The sequence below is a fragment of the Streptomyces sp. NPDC127106 genome (genome assembly GCF_042677605.1).
Lineage (GTDB): Bacteria > Actinomycetota > Actinomycetes > Streptomycetales > Streptomycetaceae > Streptomyces.
Genome location: NZ_JBHXTC010000002.1, coordinates 64,616 through 80,943, shown reverse-complemented (window position 1 = coordinate 80,943; position 16,328 = coordinate 64,616). Strand labels below are relative to the sequence as shown.

Genomic DNA, 16,328 nt, shown 5'->3' with positions numbered 1-16,328 from the left:
GGGCGTCCCGGGGCCGGTCCCCGCGGGATGGGTCCGTGGTGGTGCCCCGAGGGGGTGCGAGGGGCTGGTGCCGTGGTCGGGGGGCGCTTCCGCGTGCTGGGCGCGGTGCGCCGGGTCGTCCCCCGTGCGTGCCTCCATGGTGGCCTCCTGTCCGCCCGATCGGCCTCTCGAAGTATCTGCCCGCCCGCGGCGCACGCCCCGCATCGACCACCCCTCGAAGAATCTGACGCAGCATCAGAAAAGCCCTTCCCTCGGCCGCCGGGCTGCGGCATGCTGCCGCCCATGCAGACGGAGCTGAGCAAGAGACTGGGAGTCGAGCACGCCCTCTTCGGCTTCACGCCCTTCCCCGCGGTCGCCGCAGCCATCACCCGGGCCGGCGGCTTCGGCGTGCTCGGCGCGGTCCGCTACGCCGCCCCCGACGACCTGCGGCGTGACCTCGACTGGATGCAGGCCCACACCGACGGCAAGCCCTACGGACTCGACGTCGTCATGCCCGCCAAGAAGGCCGTCGACGGCATCGGCGAGGCCGAGATCGAGGCGATGATCCCGGCCGGCCACCGCGACTTCGTCCGCGACACCCTCGCCAAGCACCACGTCCCCGAGCTCCCCGAGGGCGAGGCCTCCGGCTGGCGGATCACCGGCTGGATGGAGCAGGTCGCCCGCGCCCAGCTCGACGTGGCCTTCGACTACCCCGTCAAACTCCTCGCGAACGCCCTGGGTTCGCCGCCCCCCGACGTCATCGCCCGCGCCCACGACCGCGGCGTCCTCGTCGCCGCCCTCGCCGGCAGCGCCAAGCACGCCCGCCGGCACGCCGCAGCCGGCATCGACATCGTCGTCGCCCAGGGGTACGAGGCCGGCGGCCACACCGGCGAGATCGCCACCATGGTGCTCGTCCCCGAGATCGCCGAGGCCGTCGCCCCGCTCCCCGTCCTCGCCGCCGGCGGCATCGGCAGCGGCGAGCAGATCGCCGCCGGACTCGCCCTCGGCGCGCAGGGCGTCTGGCTCGGCTCCCTCTGGCTGACCACCACCGAGGCCGAACTGCACTCCCGCGCCCTCACCGAGAAGCTCCTCGCCGCCGGCTCCGGCGACACCGTCCGCTCCCGGGCCCTCACCGGCAAACCCGCCCGCCAGCTGCGCACCACGTGGACCGACGCCTGGGACGACCCGGACGGCCCCGGAGCCCTGCCCATGCCCCTCCAGGGCCTGCTGGTCGCCGAGGCGCTCTCCCGGATCCAGAAGTACGAGGTCCAGCCACTGCTCGGCACGCCCGTCGGCCAGATCGTCGGCCGCATGAACACCGAGCGCAGCGTCCAGGCCGTCTTCGACGACCTCACCCGCGGCTTCGAGAAGGCCGTCGACCGCATCAACCGCATCGCCGGCCGAGCCGTGTGAGAGGGGTGACCCACGTGAGCAGCGTGACGGGCACGAACGGAAACGCGGACGGAAACGTGGACGGAAACGCGGACCGAAACGCGAACAGCGCCGGGCGGCAGGCCGCGGGAGGGTTCTGGGCCCAGGCCGCCGCCGACCCGCAGCGGGTCGTCCTGGTCACCCCGGAAGGCGAGGAGCGGACGGCCGGCCGGCTGCACGCCGACGCCAACCGCCTCGTCCACGGCCTGCGTGCCGCCGGGCTGGAACGGGGCGACGCGTTCGCCGTCCTCCTGCCCAACGGCGTCGAGTTCCTCACCGCCTACCTCGCCGCCACCCAGGCCGGCTTCTACCTCGTCCCCGTCAACCACCACCTCGTCGGCCCCGAGATCGCCTGGATCGTCTCCGACTCCGGAGCCAAGGTCCTCATCGCCCACGAACGCTTCGCCGGCGCCGCCACCGCCGCAGCCGACGAGGCCGCCCTCCCGGCGACCCACCGCTACGCCGTCGGCACCGTCCCCGGCTTCCGCCCGTACGCCGGACTCCTCGACGGCCGGCCCGGCACACCCCCCGAAGGGCGCATCCTCGGCTGGGTCATGAACTACACCTCCGGCACCACCGGCCGCCCCCGCGGCATCCGCCGCCCGCTGCCCGGCAAGACCCCCGAGGAGACGCACCTCGGCGGTTTCCTCGGCATCTTCGGCATCCGCCCGTTCGACGGCAACGTGCACCTGGTCTGCTCTCCGCTCTACCACACGGCGGTCCTGCAGTTCGCCGGCGCCTCGCTGCACCTCGGCCACCCGCTGGTACTGATGGACAAGTGGACGCCGCAGGAGATGCTGCGGCTCATCGAAGCCCACCGCTGCACCCACACCCACATGGTCCCCACCCAGTTCCACCGTCTGCTCGCGCTCCCGGAGGCGACCCGGTCGGCGTACGACGTCGGCTCCATGCGGCACGCCCTCCACGGCGCCGCCCCCTGCCCCGACCACGTCAAACGGGCGATGATCGCCTGGTGGGGGCACTGCGTGGAGGAGTACTACGCGGCCAGCGAGGGCGGCGGGGCGTTCGCCACCGCCGAGGACTGGCTGAAGAAGCCGGGGACGGTCGGCCGCGCCTGGCCGATCAGCGAGCTCGCCGTCTTCGACGACGACGGCAACCGGCTGCCCGCCGGGGAGGTCGGCACCGTCTACATGAAGATGAACACCGGCGGCTTCAGCTACCACAAGGACGAGGGCAAGACGCGGAAGAACCGCATCGGCGACTTCTTCACGGTCGGCGACCTCGGGCTGCTGGACGAGGAGGGCTACCTCTTCCTCCGCGACCGCAAGATCGACATGATCATCTCGGGCGGGGTCAACATCTACCCCGCCGAGATCGAGGCCGCGCTCCTCACCCATCCGGCGGTCGCCGACGCCGCCGTCTTCGGCATCCCGCACGCCGACTGGGGCGAGGAGGTCAAGGCGGTCGTCGAGCCGGCCGACGGGCACGAGCCGGGAGAAGGGCTGGCCGCCGCGATCCTGGCACACTGCGCGGGCCTGCTGGCCGGCTACAAGCGGCCCCGGACGGTCGACTTCATCGCGGAGATGCCCCGCGACCCCAACGGCAAGCTGTACAAGCGGCGGTTGCGCGACCCGTACTGGGAGGGCCGCGACCGGGCGGTGTGACCGGCCTCGCCGCCGTGCCGTTCCGGGCCGGCCATCCGCCCGCCGGGGCCGGCCACCTCCCCGCCCGCCGGGGGCGCCCAACCGGCCGTCGGGCCGCCCCTGCCCAGGCAGCCGGCCCCGTACGCTGAGCGGCGCAACCTTGCGGGCCGGCCGGGGTAACGCCTGGCCGTGCCTGCGGCAGTGCGCACGGGAGCCTCGGTGAGATGAGCGGCGGACCGACTCGGTCCGCCCCCTGCCACCTCATCGCACCCCCTCCTGCCGGCATGGCCGGAGGGGGGTAAGGAAGCCATGAACGCGAGTACCACCTCTCGCCGTCTCCGTCGGCGGACGCTGGCCGCAGCGGTCCTCACCGCGGCGGCGCTCACCGGCCAGCTGCTCGTCATGTCGCCCGCCCAGGCCGACGCCGACCGTGCGGGCCGGCTGTCCGCCGCGGGCGCCAACCTTCTGGAGCCGCCGCCGGACGGCGAGGACTTCCCCCGGGAGGGCCCCCGCCAGGAGGACGGCCCCGGGCCCGCGGGTGACGAGGAGTCGAAGCCGAAGCCGAAGCCCAAGCCGAAGCCCAAGGCCGAGCCGAAGTCCGAGGCGAAGAAGACCCCGCACGGCCTGCAGGAGTTCACGAACAACGGAACGTTCGTCCCGCCGCCCGGTGTCACCTCCGTGTTCGTCCAGGCCTGGGGCGCCGGCGGTGGTGGTGGCGGTGGCGGCGGCGCCGGCACCAACGACGACGCTGACGGCGGTGACGGCGGTGGCGGTGGCGGCGGCGGCTTCGCCTGGTGCACCGTGCCGGTGAAGCCCCTGAAGAGCTACGCGGTCGTCCTCGGCGTGCGCGGTGGCGGCGGTGACGGCGGCCCCGCCGGCACGGCCGGGGACAACGGCTCCGATGGCTCGGCCACCACCCTGGCCTCGTCCAAGGGTGACATCGTGGTCGCGGCGAACGGTGGCGGGGGCGGTGGCGGCGGTCAGGGCGGTGGCGCCACCGCCGGCGCCGACGGACAGCCGGGGGCCGGCGGCACCGCCACCTGCCGTACGGGCGGCCTGACCCGGACCGGGCTGAGCGGGGTCGGGATCGAAGGGGGCGAGGCGGTGGACGGCATCGTCGCCCTCCCGAACGGCAGCGGTGCGGGCGGTGACGGCGGCCTGGGCGGCACCGTCACGGGTGCGGAGGGTGCCGCCGGACAGCCGGGCGGAGACGGGTACGTCGTCATCTTCTGGTAGCCCGCCCACGGTTGAGGCGGCCGGCCGCAGTCCCCGGCGCGGGGGCTGCAGCCGGCCCGCGCCGCCGGCCGCGCGGCGGATCACGGGTCGTGGCAGCGTGGGGGCATGAGACGTGCAGTACTCAGGATCCCCGCCGCTGCCTGGACCGTCCTGGTCCCGCTCGTCTCACTCCTCGCGCTCGTCTTCAGCTGGGGGCGGGACCTGCCGGGACACGCGGTGGCGATCGTCGCGCTGTGCCTGGCGGGCGCGGTGCTCGCGGCCGTGCACCACGCCGAGGTCGTCGCCCACCGGGTGGGCGAGCCGTTCGGCTCCCTCGTCCTCGCCGTGGCCGTCACCGTCATCGAAGTGGCCCTCATCGTCACCCTGATGGTCGACGGCGGCCCCAAGACCGCCTCGCTCGCCCGCGACACCGTCTTCGCCGCCGTCATGATCACGTGCAACGGCATCGTCGGCCTGTCCCTGCTCGTCGGAGCCCTGCGCAACCGCGTCGCCGTCTTCAACCCGGAGGGCTCCGGCGCCGCCCTGGCCAGCGTGGCGACCCTCGCCACCCTCAGCCTGGTCCTGCCGACCTTCACCACCAGCAAGCCCGGCCCGGAGTTCTCCCCGGCCCAGCTCACCTTCGCCGCCTGCGCCTCGCTCGCCCTGTACGGGCTGTTCGTCTCCGTGCAGACCATCCGCCACCGGGACTACTTCCTGCCCGTCGCCACCGGCTCGGATTCCGGGGCAGGCGCCGGCGACGACAGCCATGCCACGCCGCCCAGCGCCCGCGCCGCCGTGATCAGCCTCGGACTGCTGCTCGTCGCCCTCGTCGCCGTCGTCGGCAACGCCAAGGCCGTCTCGCCCACCATCGAGTCCGCCGTCGCGGAAGCCGGCCTGCCGCAGGCCGTCGTCGGCGTCGTCATCGCCCTGCTCGTGCTGCTGCCCGAGACGCTCGCCGCCGTCCGTGCCGCCAGCCGGGACCGCGTCCAGACCAGCCTCAACCTGGCGTACGGCTCCGCCCTCGCCAGCATCGGCCTGACCATCCCTGCCATCGCCCTCGCCTCCCTGTGGCTGTCCGGACCGCTGCTGCTGGGCCTCGGGCCGGTCCACATGGTGCTGCTCGCGCTGACGGTCGCGGTCGGCACCCTCACCGTCGTACTGGGCCGCGCCACCCTGCTCCAAGGCGGCGTCCACGTGGTGGTCCTGGCGGCCTACCTCTTCCTCGCCGTGAGCCCGTGAGCCCGTGAGCCCGTGAGCCCGTGAGCCGGTGCGTGACGGCGGCGCCCGCACCGCAGGACTCCGCCCCGCACCCGGTGTCGTGGGGGGCGGCGGCATCCGCCTTCGTGACGTGTACCGGGGACGCCGAACGAGTCCGCCCATGTGCCGCATTCCCTGGTCTCGTCGACCAGCACTCCCCAGCGTCGAACACCGCAGCGCGGATCGTCGGGGCCGCAGCGTACGGGCCCACGGCCACGGAAACGCGACCCCGGCACGACGCCGAGACGGCCCGTTCGGCCTGCCGGTGGTTGACCGCCGTGCGCGGGGCGGCGAGGATCGCGGCATGACGGCAGTGCGGGACAACACGGTCGACGGGCTCGTGCGGGACAGCGCGCGGCGGTTCGCAGGACGGGAGGCCGTCCGGTACCGGGACCGGGTCTGGACGTACGCCGAGCTCGACGCCGCGGTCTCCACCGGGGCCGCCGTCCTGCGCGAGCGGTACGGGCTGGGCGCCGGCGACCGGGTCGTGACCTTCGGCCACAACTCCGACGCCTACCTGATCGCCTTCCTCGCCTGTGCCCGGGCCGGCCTCACGCACGTCCCGGTCAACCAGAACCTCACCGGCGAGGACCTCGCGCACATCCTGGACGACTGTTCGGGCGCGCTCGTCCTCGCCGACCCGGACCTGGTTCCGCGGATCCCCGACGGGTACGCCGTGCGACCGCTGCGGGACACGCCCGGGTCCTTCCTCGCCGAACTCGCCGACCCGCAGCCCTTCGAGCCCGTCGGTGCCCCGGACGCCGTGGTGCAGCTGCTCTACACCTCCGGCACCACCGCCCTGCCCAAGGGCGCCATGATGACGCACCGGGCCCTGGTCCACGAGTACGAGAGCGCCGTCGAGGCGCTGGACCTGCACCCGGAGGACCTGCCGGTACACGCGCTGCCGCTGTACCACTCGGCGCAGATGCACGTCTTCCTGCTGCCCTACCTGGCCGTGGGCGCACGGAACACGATCCTGGACGCGCCCGCCGCCGAGGAGGTGTTCGCACTGGTGGAGGCGGGGCGGGCGGACAGCTTCTTCGCGCCGCCCACGGTGTGGATCGCCTTCGCCAACCACCCCGAGTTCGAGCGGCGCGAGCTGGGCGCACTGCGCAAGGCGTACTACGGGGCGTCCGTCATGCCGGTGCCGGTCCTGGAGCGGCTGCGGGCGCGGCTGCCCCGGCTCGGGTTCTACAACTGCTTCGGGCAGAGCGAGATCGGGCCGCTGGCCACCGTGCTCGGGCCCGCCGAGCACGAGGGTCGGCTGGAGTCCTGCGGGCGGCCGGTCCGGCACGTCGAGGCGAAGGTCGTCGACGAGGACGGCGCGGACGTGCCCGACGGGACGGCGGGCGAGGTGGTGTACCGCTCGCCGCAGCTCTGCCAGGGCTACTGGAACGACCCGGAGGCCACGGAAAAGGCCTTCCGGGACGGCTGGTTCCGCTCCGGTGACCTGGCGGTGCGCGATGCGCAGGGCTACTTCACGATCGTCGACCGGGTCAAGGACGTCATCAACTCGGGCGGGGTGCTGGTCGCCTCCCGGCAGGTCGAGGACGTGCTCTACACGCACCCCGCGGTGGCCGAGGCGGCGGTCGTGGGGCTGCCCGACGCGCACTGGATCGAGGCGGTCACGGCCGTGGTGGTACCGCGCGGCGACGTGGCGGAGGCGGAGCTGATGGCGTACGCGCGGGAGCGGCTGGCCGCCTTCAAGGCCCCGAAGCGGGTGCTGTTCGTCGAGGCCCTGCCGCGCAATGCCAGCGGCAAGATCCTCAAGCGCGAGCTCCGGGACCGGTTCGGCCGGGCCGGCCGTTGACACGGGGCGCCGCGGGCCGTTCCCTGAGGCGATGAGCGGTCTTCGTATCGAACGCGTTGACGGCAGTGGTGAGGACCTGCTGCGGGACTGGCTGTACGTCCACAACCTGATCGTCCCGCCCGACGCGCTGTCGCTCGCCGACGTGCGCGAGCGGGCCGGACGCCACCGCCTGGACGTCGCCCACCGCGGTGACGTTCTCGTCGGCTGCTCGACCGTGCGCCCGCCGACCGCGGACGGGCCGGCGACGGTCATCGCGCGGATGCTCCCCGAGCACCGGCGGCAGGGGCTCGGCACGCAGCTGTACGCGCACGCCCTGGCGGAGGCCCGACGGCTCGGTGCGGACGTCATCGAGACGGTCGTCCTGGAGTCGAACGAGGACGGGCTGCGGTTCGCGCTGGCGCGGGGATACGTCGAGGTGGAGCGCTGCCTGCTGCCCGGCGACAGCATCCCGTACGTCGACCTGCGGCTCGCCTGAGCAGGAAGCCGGGCGGGGTCGGTTCAGCCGGGGAGCAGACCGTCGTGCTGCAGCCGGCGCAGGGTCAGGTGCTCGTGGACCAGGCGGCCCACGAGCGCGCCCCCGTAGACGACGAAGCCGACGCCGACGAGCCAGGACTGGACGACCAGCAGGGTGCCGAACGGCCCGTACGTCACGGCATTGGAGGCGATCAGCGGCGAGAACACCAGCTGGGAGAAGATCCGCAGGCCGAGCAGGCCCAGGCCGGTCGCGACAGCCCCGGGCAGCAGGGCCCGCCAGCGGACCCGGCCCCCCAACAGCAGGCGCTGGGACCCCCAGAAGAAGACGCAGGTGCCGACGACGTCCCCGGTCCCGACGAGCAGGTTGCCCAGCGTGTCGTCCGACGGGGCGGGGACCCCGACGAGCAGCGCCAGGTAGCACACCAGCAGGGCCAGCCAGACGACGTGCCGCCACATGGTGTGCCACCGGGCGGTGGGCAGGTCCCAGACCTTCTCGTACCCGGTCTGCACGGCCGACCCGAAGGTGAGGCCGAACACCGCCAGGGCCGCGAGGCCGAAGGCGGTCGTCCGCTCCAGGGCCAGGTCGGCCGAAGCGAACAGCACCTCGATCCGGGCCCGGGAGGACGCCGTGACCCCGAGCGCCTGGCCGAGCCAGCGCCCGAAGTTCGATCCGCTGCCGGGCGCGGCGGCCGCCACCACGACCAGCAGGGGCACCAGGGTGAGGAACCCGAGGGCGGCGAATCCCATGGCCCGGTGCATCAGCTCCATCTCGCGCCCCCGAACCCAGGCGAGCCCGGCCGGGGAGGCCTGGAGCCGGTCGTGGAGGTGTCGGAGCTTGGCGGTCACGCCTCATGCACTACCCGCACGGACCCGACGGCTCTCGGAGGCCGGACCGAAGTGCGGCCGATCGGGCGTGTCAGCCGGCTGGACGCGTGTCCCCCCTCTCCCCGGTGCCGCGCAGGTCGACGAGCCGCTTGAGCTTGCCCACGGAGCGCTCCAGCGTCTCCGGGTCGACGACTTCGACCCCGACGGTGACCCCGATGCCCTCCTTCACCGCCCGCACCACGGCCGCGGCTGCGGATTCCCGACGCCCGGCATTCGCGTCCGGGCGCGCCTCCACCCGTACCGTCAGCGCGTCCATCCGGCCCTCGCGGGTCAGCCGCAGCTGGAAGTGCGGGGCCAGGCCGGGCGTTGCGAGCAGGATCTCCTCGATCTGCGTCGGGTACAGGTTCACCCCGCGCAGGATGAGCATGTCGTCGCAGCGCCCGGTGACCTTCTCCATGCGCCGGAACGCCGGCCGCGCGGTCCCCGGGAGCAGCCGCGTCAGGTCCCGGGTCCGGTAGCGGACCACGGGCATGGCCTCCTTCGTGAGGGAGGTGAACACCAGCTCCCCGGGCTCGCCGTCCGGCACCACCTCGCCGGTCACCGGGTCCACCACCTCCGGGTAGAAGTGGTCCTCCCAGATGTGCAGGCCGTCCTTGCGGGACGCGAACTCCTGAGCGACGCCCGGGCCGATCACCTCGGACAGGCCGTAGATGTCCACCGCGTCGATACCGAGCCGCTCCTCGATCTCCCGGCGCATCCCCTCCGTCCACGGTTCCGCGCCGAATATCCCCGTCCGCAGGGACGTGCTGCGCGGGTCGACGCCCTGCCGCTCCATCTCGTCGAGCAGTGTCAGCATGTACGAGGGCGTCACCATGATGACCTCCGGCCGGAAGTCCTGGATCAGCCGCACCTGGCGGTCCGTCATCCCCCCGGAGGCGGGCACGACCGTACAGCCCAGCCGCTCCGCCCCGTAGTGCGCGCCCAGCCCCCCGGTGAACAGGCCGTACCCGTAGGCGATGTGCACGACCTGGCCCGGCCGCCCGCCCGCCGCCCGGATCGAGCGGGCGACGACCGAGGCCCAGGTGTCCAGGTCCCCCTCCGTGTAGCCCACCACGGTGGGGCGGCCGGTGGTGCCGCTGGAGGCGTGCAGGCGGCGCACCTCCGCGCGGGGCACGGCGAACATGCCGAAGGGGTACTGGTCGCGCAGGTCCGCCTTCGTGGTGAAGGGGAAGCGGGCGAGATCGGCGAGTGAGCGGCAGTCGTCCGGATGCACCCCGGCCTTGTCGAAGGCCTGCCGGTAGAAGGGCACCCGCTCGTAGACCCGGGTCAGGGTCTCCCGCAGCCGGGTCAGCTGCAGTGCGGCCAGCTCGTCGCGGCCGAGCCGCTCGCCCGCGTCCTGGACGTCCTCGTACTGCGCCATGTGCCTCACCCCGTCATGAGCCGAACAGCCGACCGATCATTCGGTAGATTGCCCGAGGCGGGTGGCCAAAATCAATGACTCGAACGAGTGGTCGCCTGAGGGGATGCGCCGGGTGCCTTCCTCCACCCCGTACGACGGTACCCAACCGGCCCACCACGCGGTGGGGGAGGTGAACCGCTCGTCCGCCTGCCCGGCCGCGCTTCGGGGACATGCGGTCGGGGTCACCCGGTCGGGTGGTCCCGGCGGGCGGCCGCGTCGGCGTCCACCGCCACCGACTTCGCCCACCGGTAGTCCGCCTTCCCGCTCGGCGACCGCTGCACGGCCGGCGCGATGACCAGCTGACGCGGGATCTTGTACCCCGCCAGCCTGGTCCGGCAGTGGCTCTGGATCTCGAACAGCGTCGGCTCCGGCGCGCCCTCGCGCAGCTGGACCACGGCCGCGACGTGGCTGCCCCACTGCGCGTCCGGCACCCCGGCGACCAGGACGTCGTACACGTCCGGATGGGCCTTCAGCGCCTGCTCGACCTCCTCCGGGTACACCTTCTCGCCGCCCGTGTTGATGCACTGCGAGCCGCGTCCCAGGACGGTGACGATGCCCTCGGCGTCCACCGTCGCCATGTCCCCGAGCAGCACCCACCGTTCGTCGCCCTTGCGGAAGAAGGTCTCGGCGGTCTTCACCGGGTCGTTGTAGTAGCCGAGCGGTACGTGGCCGCGCTGCGCCAGCCGCCCGGGAACGCCCGGCGGCACCGGCTCGTGCGTCACCGGGTCCACCACCTGCGTACGGTCGTTGACCACGAGCCGGAAGCCCTTCTCCGGTCCGGCGTCGTCGGCCGCCCGGCCGTTGGACCCGGACTCCGAGGAGCCGAAGTTGTTCAGCAGCAGGACGTTCGGGACGAGCCGGAGGAACTCGGCGCGGACCGAATCCGACATGATTGCCCCCGACGAGGACACGCTGAACAGCGAGGACAGGTCGGCCCCCCGGAGCGGGCCCTTCAGCGCATCGACGAGCGGCCGCAGCATCGCGTCGCCCACCAGGGACACGCTCGACACCTTCTCCTTCTCGATCGTCCGCAGTACCTCCTCGGGCACGTACTTGCGGTGGATGACCACCCGCTGGCCGTAGTTGAAGGCGATGAACGAGGTCAACGTCGACGTGCCGTGCATCAGCGGCGGCGCGGGGAAGAACGTGAGCCCGGCGCCGCGCGCCGCGACCCGCTCCGCCAGCTCCTCCGGCCGCTTCACCGGCTCGCCCGACGGCTCCCCGCCGAACAGGCCCGCGAAGAACAGGTCCTCCGCCCGCCACATGACGCCCTTGGGCATGCCGGTCGTGCCGCCCGTGTAGATGATGAACAGGTCGTCGGGGGAGCGCGACGGAAAGCCGCGGGCCGGCGATCCGGCCGCCTCGGCGTCCGCGAACGCCACGGGGGCGACGGTCGGCTCCGGCGCACCCGGCGGCGCCTCCCCGACCCGGATCAGACGGCGCAGCCCCGGCGCGTGGGGCAGGGCGGCCGCCACCCGCGCCGTGAACTCGCCCTCGAAGACGAGCGCGGCGAGGTCGGCGTCGTTGTAGAGGTAGACCAGCTCCTCCTCCACGTACCGGTAGTTGACGTTCACCGGCACCAGGCGGGCCTTCAGGCAGGCCAGCACGGTCTGGAGGTACTCGACCCCGTTGTAGAGGTGCAGGCCCACGTGCTCGCCGGCCTTCAGTCCGCCGTCCCGCAGGTAGTGGGCGATGCGGTTGGCCGCCGCGTCCAGCTGCGCGTACGTGAGGCGGCGCTCGGCACCGGTCCCCGGGTGGTCCACGTACACCAGGGCCTCGCGGTCCGGGACCACGTCCACGACCGATTCGAACAGGTCGGCAAGGTTGTACTCCACCGTTCCTCCTCACCCCCGAAGCTCCGTCGGCGGGCGGCCGGCCGGGCCGCCCGGCGGTCATTAGAGCGCCGCCCCCACCAACTGGGAAGGGCGCCGACAAGAAAACTGACTGAGTGTCAGAAAACCCTTGAACTGCATCCCGTGCTCCTGCAACCTGTTCTAGGTTCTTGAGAGGGAGGACGGCAATGGTCGGTACCGAACACCTCACCGTCGAACGACACGGCGCCACGCTGGTGCTCACCATGAACCGGCCCGAGGCGAAGAACGCGCTCTCGCTGCCCCTGCTCGTCGGCCTCCACGACGGCTGGATCGAGGCGGACGCCGACGACACCGTCCGCTCGATCGTCCTGACCGGCGCCGGAGGTGACTTCTGCGCCGGGATGGACCTCAAGGCGCTCGCCGGGAAGGGCATGGCCGGCGACCGCTACCGCGACCGCCTCAAGGCCGACCCCGACCTGCACTGGAAGGCGATGCTGCGCCACCACCGCCCGCGCAAGCCCGTCATCGCCGCCGTCGAGGGCTACTGCGTGGCCGGCGGCACCGAGATCCTCCAGGGCACCGACATCCGCGTCGCGGGCGCCGGCGCCACCTTCGGACTCTTCGAGGTCAGGCGGGGCCTGTTCCCGATCGGCGGCTCGACCGTACGGCTGCCGCGCCAGATCCCCCGCACCCACGCCCTGGAGATGCTCCTGACCGGCCGGCCGTACTCGGCCGAGGAGGCCGCCCGGATCGGGCTCGTCGGCCACGTCGTCCCGGCCGGGACCGCCCTGGACAAGGCCCTGGAGATCGCCGAGCAGATCAACGCCTGTGGACCCCTCGCCGTCGAAGCCGTCAAGGCCTCGGTCTACGAGACCGCCGAATTGGACGAGACCGCGGGACTGGCCCGCGAACTCGCCCGGGGATGGCCGGTCTTCGACACCGCCGACGCCAAGGAGGGCGCCCGCGCGTTCGCCGAGAAACGCCCCCCGGTGTACCGCCGCGCGTAGTGCTGGGGCCGTCGCGCCGCCCCTCGACCGCCCGCGCCGCCGCACCCACCCCGCCCAACCCCTTCCGCCCCGTCCGCCCGTCCGACCCGGAGAACTGGGAGAGCCGCCATGACCGCCGCGTCCCCGCCCGAGGAGCTGCGCGCGCCCCTCGTCGTCGAGTTCCCCTTCACCCGGTCCCTCGGACCCGTGCAGAGCGCCTTCCTCACCGGGCTGCGCGAGCGCGTCGTCCTCGGCGTGAAGACCTCCGACGGCTCGGTGATGGTCCCGCCCGTCGAGTACGACCCCACCACCGCCGAGGAACTGCGCGAGCTCGTCGAGGTCGCCCCCACCGGCACCGTCACCACCTTCGCCTGGAACGCCCGCCCCCGCCCGAACCAGCCCCTCGGCACCCCCTTCGCCTGGGCGCTGGTCCGCCTCGACGGGGCCGACACCGCCCTGCTGCACGCCCTCGACGCGCCCGGCCCGGACGCCGTCCGCACCGGCATGCGGGTCCGCATCCGCTGGGCCGCCGAACGCACCGGCTCCATCACCGACATCGCCTGCTTCGAACCGTACGAACCACCGCACGCGCCCAACGGGCCGGGCGGGCCCGCGGCCACGACCCCCACCCCGCACGACGGGGTCTTCCCCGAGCCCGTCACCGGCATCGTCGCCCCCGCCCGACTCGACTACACCTACGGCCCCGGCCGCGCCCAGACCGCGTACCTGGGCGCCCTCGCCGAGCACCGCACCGTCGGCGAACGCTGCCCCTCCTGCCACAAGGTGTACGTCCCGCCCCGCGGCGCCTGCCCCACCTGCGGGGTCGCCACCACCGACCGCGTCGAGGTCGGCCCGCGCGGCACGGTCACGACCTTCTGCATCGTCAACATCAAAGCCAAGAACACCGTCAACGACGCCATCGAGGTGCCGTACGTCTACGCGCACATCGCCCTCGACGGCGCCGACCTCGCCCTGCACGGCCGGATCGGCGGCATCCCCTACGACCAGGTCCGCATGGGCCTGCGCGTCGAGCCCGTGTGGACCGAAGGCGGCCGCTACCCCGACCACTACCGCCCCACGGGCGAGCCGGACGCCGAGTACGACACCTACAAGGAGCTGCTATGATCGACCGGACCCGGTACGCGCGCGAGGTCGCGGTCGTCGCCTTCGCGCAGAGCGACCACCTGCGCCGCACCGACGAGCTGAGCGAAGTCGAGATGGTCATGCCGGTGCTGCACGTGGTGCTCCGGCAGACCGGACTGCGCACGGGCGACATCGGCTTCACCTGCTCCGGATCCTCCGACTACCTCGCCGGCCGGGCCTTCTCCTTCACCATGACCCTCGACGGCGTCGGCGCCTGGCCGCCGATCTCCGAGTCGCACGTCGAGATGGACGGCGCCTGGGCCCTCTACGAGGCCTGGGTCAAGATCCAGACCGGCGAGGCCGACACCGCGCTCGTCTACGGGTACGGCAAGTCCTCCCCGGGCCCGGTGCGCGACGTCCTCACCCGGCAGCTCGACCCCTACTACCTGGCGCCCCTGTGGCCCGACTCGGTGGCCCTGGCCGCCCTCCAGGCCCAGGCCCTGATCGACGCGGGCGCGACCGACGAGGCCGCCCTCGCCGCCATCGGCGCCCGCAGCCGGGCCGCCGCCGGGGCCAACCCGCACGCCCAGCTCCGCGGGCCCGTCCCGCAGGGCGACTACCAGATCCGGCCCCTGCGCACGGGTGACTGCCCGCCCATCGGCGACGGCGCGGCCGCGGTCGTGCTGGCCGCCGGCGACACCGCGCGGCGGCTGTGCACCCGCCCGGCCTGGATCACCGGCATCGACCACCGCATCGAGGCCCACGGTCTGGGCCTGCGCGACCTGACCGACTCCCCGTCCACCCGGACCGCAGCCCGGCACGCCGGCTTCTTCGACCGCCCCGTGGACACGGCCGAACTGCACGCCCCGTTCTCCTCCCAGGAAGTCGTCCTGCGCAAGGCCCTCGGCATCGCCGACGACGGCACCGTGGCCGTCAACCCGTCGGGCGGGGCGCTCGCCGCCAACCCGCTCATGGCCGCCGGCCTGATCCGGATCGGCGAGGCCGCCGCCCGGATCCACCGGGGCGAGTCCGACCGCGCCGTCGCCCACGCCACCTCCGGCCCCTGCCTGCAGCAGAACCTGGTCGCCGTCCTGGAAGGGGACCGCACATGAGCAAGGAGCCCGTGGCCGTCGTCGGCATCGGCCAGACCAAGCACGTCGCCGCCCGCCACGACGTGTCCCTCGCCGGCCTCGTCCGCGAGGCCGCGGTCCGCGCCCTCGCCGACGCCGAACTGGCCTGGGCGGACATCGACGCGGTGGTCATCGGCAAGGCCCCCGACTTCTTCGAGGGCGTGATGATGCCAGAGCTGTACCTCGCGGACGCCCTCGGCGCCACCGGCAAACCCATGCTGCGCGTCCACACCGCCGGCTCGGTCGGCGGATCCACGGCACTGGTCGCCGCCAACCTGGTCGCCGCTCGCGTCCACCGCACCGTGCTCACCCTGGCCTTCGAGAAGCAGTCCGAATCCAACGCCATGTGGGGCCTGTCCCTGCCCGTTCCCTTCCAGCAGCCGCTGCTGGCGGGCGCGGGCGGCTTCTTCGCCCCGCACGTACGCGCGTACATGCGGCGCACCGGCGCCCCCGACACCGTCGGCTCGCTCGTCGCCTACAAGGACCGCCGCAACGCGCTGAAGAACCCGTACGCACACCTCCACGAGCACGGCATCACCCTGGAGAAGGTCCAGGCTTCGCCCATGCTGTGGGACCCCATCCGCTACTCCGAGACCTGCCCCTCCTCGGACGGCGCCTGCGCCATGGTCCTCACCGACCGGGCGGGCGCGGCCCGTTCGCCGAAGCCGCCCGCCTGGCTGCACGGCGGCGCGATGCGCAGCGAGCCGACGCTCTTCGCCGGGAAGGACTTCGTGTCGCCGCAGGCCGGCAAGGACTGCGCGGCCGACGTGTACCGGCAGGCGGGCATCACCGACCCGCGCCGCGAGATCGACGCCGTGGAGATGTACGTGCCGTTCTCCTGGTACGAGCCGATGTGGCTGGAGAACCTGGGCTTCGCGCAGGAGGGCGAGGGCTGGAAGCTCACCGAGGCAGGGGTGACCGAGCTCGACGGGGACCTGCCGGTGAACCCCTCCGGAGGCGTCCTGTCCACCAACCCGATCGGGGCCTCCGGCATGATCCGCTTCGCCGAGGCGGCCCTGCAGGTCCGCGGTCTGGCCGGGGAGCACCAGGTGCCCGGAGCCCGGCGGGCGCTGGGACACGCGTACGGCGGTGGGGCGCAGTTCTTCGCGATGTGGCTCGTGGGATCCGCGGCCCCCGCTGCCTGACCCCGACGCCCGACCCCGCTGCCTGACCCCGATGCCCGACCGGCTCCCGACCACCTCCGGGCCGGTTCCCCGACCGCGGTGACCACGGCCGGCCGCCGGGACGCCGCCGGCGACGT

Annotated in this window: 13 protein-coding genes; 10 read left to right on the top strand and 3 right to left on the bottom strand. The window is 73.4% G+C overall.

Going from position 1 to position 16,328, the window contains the following annotated elements:
- The first annotated feature begins 282 nt into the window (after nucleotides 1-282).
- From ACFVGY_RS03055 to ACFVGY_RS03030, 6 genes are all read left to right on the top strand, one after another.
- Nucleotides 283-1,392, top strand: coding sequence for an NAD(P)H-dependent flavin oxidoreductase (locus tag ACFVGY_RS03055; protein WP_385670051.1), 1,110 nt, complete (start codon nucleotides 283-285; stop codon nucleotides 1,390-1,392).
- Nucleotides 1,393-1,448: 56 nt separating this feature from the next.
- On the top strand, nucleotides 1,449-3,035 hold the full coding sequence (locus ACFVGY_RS03050) for an acyl-CoA synthetase (RefSeq protein ID WP_385670848.1): 1,587 nt from the start codon (nucleotides 1,449-1,451) through the stop codon (nucleotides 3,033-3,035).
- Between the two features lie 288 nt (nucleotides 3,036-3,323).
- A complete protein-coding gene (locus ACFVGY_RS03045) occupies nucleotides 3,324-4,250 on the top strand; it encodes a hypothetical protein (protein WP_385670048.1) in 927 nt (308 codons plus the stop codon).
- Nucleotides 4,251-4,355: 105 nt separating this feature from the next.
- Nucleotides 4,356-5,468: a calcium:proton antiporter gene (locus ACFVGY_RS03040; protein ID WP_385670046.1), complete on the top strand. Its 1,113-nt coding sequence runs from the start codon at nucleotides 4,356-4,358 to the stop codon at nucleotides 5,466-5,468.
- A 322-nt stretch (nucleotides 5,469-5,790) separates the two neighbouring features.
- Nucleotides 5,791-7,296 carry a fatty acyl-CoA synthetase gene (locus ACFVGY_RS03035; protein ID WP_385670043.1) on the top strand — a complete coding sequence of 502 codons (1,506 nt, stop codon included), beginning with the start codon at nucleotides 5,791-5,793 and terminating at the stop codon, nucleotides 7,294-7,296.
- 31 nt (nucleotides 7,297-7,327) lie between these two features.
- A complete protein-coding gene (locus tag ACFVGY_RS03030; RefSeq protein ID WP_385670040.1) occupies nucleotides 7,328-7,771 on the top strand; it encodes a GNAT family N-acetyltransferase in 444 nt (147 codons plus the stop codon).
- 23 nt (nucleotides 7,772-7,794) lie between these two features.
- On the opposite strand, the gene ACFVGY_RS03025 is transcribed toward ACFVGY_RS03030, so the two are convergent.
- The 3 genes from ACFVGY_RS03025 to ACFVGY_RS03015 all read right to left on the bottom strand — a co-directional run bounded on the left by ACFVGY_RS03025 (nucleotide 7,795) and on the right by ACFVGY_RS03015 (nucleotide 11,889).
- Nucleotides 7,795-8,616, bottom strand: coding sequence for a YhjD/YihY/BrkB family envelope integrity protein (locus tag ACFVGY_RS03025; RefSeq protein WP_385670037.1), 822 nt, complete (start codon nucleotides 8,614-8,616; stop codon nucleotides 7,795-7,797).
- A 70-nt stretch (nucleotides 8,617-8,686) separates the two neighbouring features.
- The gene (gene paaK / locus ACFVGY_RS03020) at nucleotides 8,687-10,015 is read right to left on the bottom strand and encodes a phenylacetate--CoA ligase PaaK (RefSeq protein ID WP_385670034.1); all 1,329 of its coding nucleotides are present in this window, start codon (nucleotides 10,013-10,015) and stop codon (nucleotides 8,687-8,689) included.
- Between the two features lie 221 nt (nucleotides 10,016-10,236).
- Nucleotides 10,237-11,889 (bottom strand): acyl-CoA synthetase, encoded by a 1,653-nt coding sequence (locus ACFVGY_RS03015; RefSeq protein WP_385670031.1) that lies wholly within the window; start codon nucleotides 11,887-11,889, stop codon nucleotides 10,237-10,239.
- A 185-nt stretch (nucleotides 11,890-12,074) separates the two neighbouring features.
- Here ACFVGY_RS03015 and ACFVGY_RS03010 point away from each other — a divergent pair, with 185 nt between their 5' ends.
- The 4 genes from ACFVGY_RS03010 (at nucleotide 12,075) to ACFVGY_RS02995 (ending at nucleotide 16,212) form a co-directional block, all read left to right on the top strand.
- The gene (locus ACFVGY_RS03010) at nucleotides 12,075-12,875 is read left to right on the top strand and encodes a crotonase/enoyl-CoA hydratase family protein (RefSeq protein ID WP_385670029.1); all 801 of its coding nucleotides are present in this window, start codon (nucleotides 12,075-12,077) and stop codon (nucleotides 12,873-12,875) included.
- 108 nt (nucleotides 12,876-12,983) lie between these two features.
- Nucleotides 12,984-13,979: a Zn-ribbon domain-containing OB-fold protein gene (locus ACFVGY_RS03005; RefSeq protein WP_385670027.1), complete on the top strand. Its 996-nt coding sequence runs from the start codon at nucleotides 12,984-12,986 to the stop codon at nucleotides 13,977-13,979.
- Nucleotides 13,976-15,049 carry a thiolase domain-containing protein gene (locus ACFVGY_RS03000; RefSeq protein ID WP_385670025.1) on the top strand — a complete coding sequence of 358 codons (1,074 nt, stop codon included), beginning with the start codon at nucleotides 13,976-13,978 and terminating at the stop codon, nucleotides 15,047-15,049. Before ACFVGY_RS03005 ends, ACFVGY_RS03000 begins: the two co-directional genes overlap by 4 nt.
- Nucleotides 15,046-16,212 (top strand): thiolase domain-containing protein, encoded by a 1,167-nt coding sequence (locus tag ACFVGY_RS02995; protein WP_385670023.1) that lies wholly within the window; start codon nucleotides 15,046-15,048, stop codon nucleotides 16,210-16,212. Before ACFVGY_RS03000 ends, ACFVGY_RS02995 begins: the two co-directional genes overlap by 4 nt.
- The last annotated feature ends 116 nt before the right edge of the window (nucleotides 16,213-16,328 follow it).

What these genes read in the sequence shown, in the direction of transcription:
- ACFVGY_RS03055 (WP_385670051.1), top strand. Translation starts at nt 283, where the DNA reads ATGCAGACGGAGCTGAGCAAGAGACTGGGAGTCGAGCACGCCCTCTTC.
- ACFVGY_RS03045 (WP_385670048.1), top strand. Translation starts at nt 3,324, where the DNA reads ATGAACGCGAGTACCACCTCTCGCCGTCTCCGTCGGCGGACGCTGGCC.
- ACFVGY_RS03040 (WP_385670046.1), top strand. Translation starts at nt 4,356, where the DNA reads ATGAGACGTGCAGTACTCAGGATCCCCGCCGCTGCCTGGACCGTCCTG.
- ACFVGY_RS03035 (WP_385670043.1), top strand. Translation starts at nt 5,791, where the DNA reads ATGACGGCAGTGCGGGACAACACGGTCGACGGGCTCGTGCGGGACAGC.
- ACFVGY_RS03030 (WP_385670040.1), top strand. Translation starts at nt 7,328, where the DNA reads ATGAGCGGTCTTCGTATCGAACGCGTTGACGGCAGTGGTGAGGACCTG.
- paaK (WP_385670034.1), bottom strand. Translation starts at nt 10,015, where the DNA reads ATGGCGCAGTACGAGGACGTCCAGGACGCGGGCGAGCGGCTCGGCCGC.
- ACFVGY_RS03010 (WP_385670029.1), top strand. Translation starts at nt 12,075, where the DNA reads ATGGTCGGTACCGAACACCTCACCGTCGAACGACACGGCGCCACGCTG.
- ACFVGY_RS03005 (WP_385670027.1), top strand. Translation starts at nt 12,984, where the DNA reads ATGACCGCCGCGTCCCCGCCCGAGGAGCTGCGCGCGCCCCTCGTCGTC.
- ACFVGY_RS03000 (WP_385670025.1), top strand. Translation starts at nt 13,976, where the DNA reads ATGATCGACCGGACCCGGTACGCGCGCGAGGTCGCGGTCGTCGCCTTC.
- ACFVGY_RS02995 (WP_385670023.1), top strand. Translation starts at nt 15,046, where the DNA reads ATGAGCAAGGAGCCCGTGGCCGTCGTCGGCATCGGCCAGACCAAGCAC.